This window comes from Kitasatospora sp. NPDC054768, assembly GCF_053612025.1.
This window is the reverse complement of the sequence record NZ_JBSHBN010000322.1, coordinates 1-2,785: the sequence shown is the minus strand read 5'-3', so window position 1 is coordinate 2,785 and position 2,785 is coordinate 1. Positions and strand designations below refer to the sequence as shown.

Sequence of the window (2,785 nt, the reverse complement as noted above, 5' to 3'; positions counted from 1 at the left end):
GGGTGCCCGGGTGACGGTCGCCGCCTGCGACGCCGCCGACCGGGCGGCGCTGGCGGCGGTGCTCGACGCGATTCCGGCCGAGTTCCCGCTGACCGGCGTGGTGCACGCGGCCGGCGTCGCCGAGACCGCACCGCTGGACTGGACCGGCCCCGCGGACGTGCGCACCTCCACCGGTGGCAAGGTCACCGGCGCGGCGCACCTGGACGAGCTCACCGCCGGGCTGGACCTGGAACTGTTCGTCACCTTCTCCTCCATCGCGGGCGTCTGGGGCAGCGGCGGGCAGGGGCTCTACGCCGCCGCCAACGCCTACCTGGACGCGCTGGTCCAGCAGCGGCGCTCGCGCGGCCTGGCGGGTCTCTCGGTGGCCTGGGGCCCCTGGGCCGAGGCCGGGATGGCGGTGCGCGGCGAGGCGGAGGACTTCCTGCGCAAGCGCGGACTGCCCGCCCTGGACCCGAAGCTGGCCGTCACCGCGCTCGCCGGGGCGGTGGACCGGCGGGAAACCTGCGTGGTGGTCGCGGACGTGGACTGGGAGCGGTTCGCCCCGGCGTTCACCTCCAGCCGCCCCAGCCCGCTGCTGGCCGACCTGCCCGAGGCGGCCCAGCGGCCGGCCGCGGAGGAGCCCGCCACCGAGGGCGGCACCGCCCTGGTGCGCCGGCTCGCGGCGGCCCCGGTCCCGCAGCGGGGCCGGATCCTGCTGGACCTGGTGCGGGCGCGGGCCGCCACGGTGCTCGGACACGGCACCGCCGAGGCCGTCGGAGCGGACCGGGCCTTCCGGGACCTGGGCTTCACCTCGCTGACCGCGGTGGAACTGCGCAACGCCCTGGGCACCGAGACGGGCCTGGCCCTGCCGGCCACCCTGGTCTTCGACCACCCGACCCCCGGCGAGCTGGCCGAGCACCTGGCCGGTGAACTGCTGGAGGATCTGGACGACCTGGACGGCCCGGACGCCGCTCCGGAGGCGGTCCGGGTCGACGGCGGGGCCGCTCCCGGCACCGACGACCCGATCGTGATCGTCGGGATGAGCTGCCGCTACCCCGGCGGCATCGCCTCTCCGAACGAGCTGTGGGAGCTGGTCGCCACCGGCGCCGACGGCATCTCCGGCTTCCCCGTCGACCGCGGTTGGGCGTTCGCGGACGCCGAGGACTCGTACGCCCGGCAGGGCGGCTTCGTCGCCGGGGCGACCGGCTTCGACGCCGGGCTGTTCGGCATCTCGCCGCGCGAGGCGCTGGCGATGGACCCCCAGCAGCGGCTGCTGCTGGAAGCCGCCTGGGAGGCCTTCGAGTCCGCCGAGCTGGACCCGCGCTCGATGCGCGGCCGGCAGATCGGTGTCTTCGTCGGCGCCTCCTCCTCCGGCTACGGCGGGGGCGGCGCGCACGGCTTCGAGGGAGCCGAGGGGCACCTGCTCTCCGGCACCGCCAACAGCGTGATCTCGGGCCGGGTCGCCTACTCCTTCGGCCTGGAGGGGCCGGCGGTGACGGTGGACACCGCCTGCTCGTCGTCCCTGGTGGCACTCCACCTGGCGGCCCAGGCGGTGCAGCGCGGCGAGTGCGCGATGGCGCTCGCGGGCGGTGTCACGGTGATGGTCTCGCCGGCCACCTTCGGCGAGTTCGACCGCCAGGGCGGGCTCGCCTCGGACGGCCGCTGCAAGGCCTTCGCGGCCGCGGCGGACGGTACGGGCTGGGGCGAGGGCGTCGGCGTGCTGCTGGTCGAGCGGCTGTCGGACGCCCGGCGGCTCGGGCACCGGGTGCTGGCGCGGGTGCGCGGCAGCGCCGTCAACCAGGACGGCGCCTCCAACGGCCTCACCGCGCCCAACGGCCCCGCACAGGAGCGGGTGATCCGCCAGGCACTGGCCACCGCCGGACTGACCACCGCCGACGTGGACGTGGTCGAGGCGCACGGCACCGGCACCCGCCTCGGCGACCCGATCGAGGCGCAGGCGCTGCTGGCCACGTACGGTCAGGGGCGGCCGGAGGGCAGCCCGCTGCTGCTGGGCTCGATCAAGTCCAACATCGGGCACACCCAGGCCGCCGCCGGCGTCGCCGGGATCATCAAGATGGTCATGGCGATGCGTCACGGCGTCCTCCCGGCCACGCTGCACGTGGACGAGCCCACCCCGCACGTCGACTGGTCGGCGGGCGCGGTCGAGCTGCTGACGCGGGCCCGGCCGTGGCCGGAGGACGGTCGGCCGCGCCGCGCGGGCGTGTCCTCCTTCGGCATCAGCGGCACCAACGCCCACGTCATCATCGAGGCCGTGCCGAGCCCTGCCCCGGCCGAGCGGACGGCGGCGGCGCCGCCGGTGGTCCCCTGGCTGCTGTCGGGCAGGACCGAACCCGCCCTGCGGGCCCAGGCCGAGCGGCTCGCGGCCTTCCTCGGCTCCGGCGACGGGGCCGACGGTCGGCCGCAGCCGGACCCGGCCGACCTCGGCCACGCCCTGCTCGGCCGGGCCGCGCTCGCCCACCGCGCGGTCGTGCTCGGAGCGGACGCGGCGGACCTCGCCGAGGGGCTCGACACCGTGACGACGGGCACCCCGTCGGCGCACGTGGTCGCCGGTGCGACGGTCGAAGGCCAGACGGCGTTCCTGTTCACGGGACAGGGTGCGCAGCGGGTCGGTATGGGCCGGGGCCTTTACGAGGCCTTCCCGGCCTTCGCGGCGGCCTTCGACGCGGTCTGCGCGGAGCTGGACCTGCTCCTCGACCGGCCGGTCGGGGACGTGGTGTTCGACGGCGTCGAGGATCTGGACCGGACGGTGTGGGCGCAGGCCGGGCTGTTCGCGGTCGAGGTGGCC

General features: G+C 76.6%; 1 protein-coding gene. It reads left to right on the top strand.

Features of this window, described 5'->3' with window-relative positions:
* On the top strand, positions 1-2,785 hold a 2,785-nt coding region (locus ACWGKU_RS40815), incomplete at both ends, for a type I polyketide synthase (protein ID WP_452191829.1).